The following is a 796-nucleotide window of genomic DNA, read 5'->3' on the forward strand; positions in this document are numbered from 1 at the left end:
GCGTGCCCGCCGGCTCCGGCATGTCGTCGATATAGACCGCCGTGCCGCTGACATGTTTGTGCGCGGAATCGTGGCGCTGGTCGCTGGCGACGCCGCCCTGGATCTTCTGCGCCTTCAGGTTGGGAACGTGCTTGGTCATTGGGCGCCTCCTTTGCCTTCTCCCCGTTCACGGGGAGAAGGTGGCCCGAAGGGCCGGATGAGGGGCAGCGCCGACATTAATGATTTTGCGAAAAGTGGCCGACGGTAGCGCCGCCCCTCATCTGCCTGCCGGCATCTTCTCCCCGTGAACGGGGAGAAGGACGCTGTCCGTCCGCTCGCGTTGGCTTGCATCAGGCCGCCTCGTCACGTGACACTTGGAACGGCGCCTTCGTTCCCATTGTTTCGATGTAGAAGCGCAGCAGAAGGTTCTTCGCCGCCAGCGCCCGGTATTCGGCGCTTGCCCGCATATCGGTGAGCGGCGTGAAATCGCTGGCGTACTCGGCCATCGCAGCCTCCACGGTTTCCTCTGTCCACGGCTTGCCGAGCAGCGCCTTCTCCACCGCGAAAGCCCGCTTCGGTGTCGCCGCCATGCCGCCATAGGCGATGCGGATATCGGCGACGGTGCCGTTCCTGGCAAGGGTGAGGTGGAAGGCGCCGAGGGCAGCGGTGATGTCCTCGTCGCGGCGCTTGGTGATCTTGTAGACGGCGAACCTTGTCGCCTTGGCCGGCACCGGCACATGCACGGCCTCGACGAACTCGCCCGGCCGCCGGTCCTGCTTGCCATAGGCGACGAAGAAATCTTCGAGCGGGATCGTGC

The 796-nt window shown here is 65.1% G+C and carries 1 pseudogene; it reads right to left on the reverse strand.

The annotated features are described in order from the left end of the window. Positions 1-329 precede the first annotated feature (329 nt). Positions 330-796 (reverse strand): annotated as a pseudogene (locus EN738_RS34725) (FAD binding domain-containing protein); the annotation flags it as partial.

The organism is Mesorhizobium sp. M4B.F.Ca.ET.017.02.2.1 (assembly GCF_003998955.1).
Taxonomy (GTDB): domain Bacteria; phylum Pseudomonadota; class Alphaproteobacteria; order Rhizobiales; family Rhizobiaceae; genus Mesorhizobium; species Mesorhizobium abyssinicae.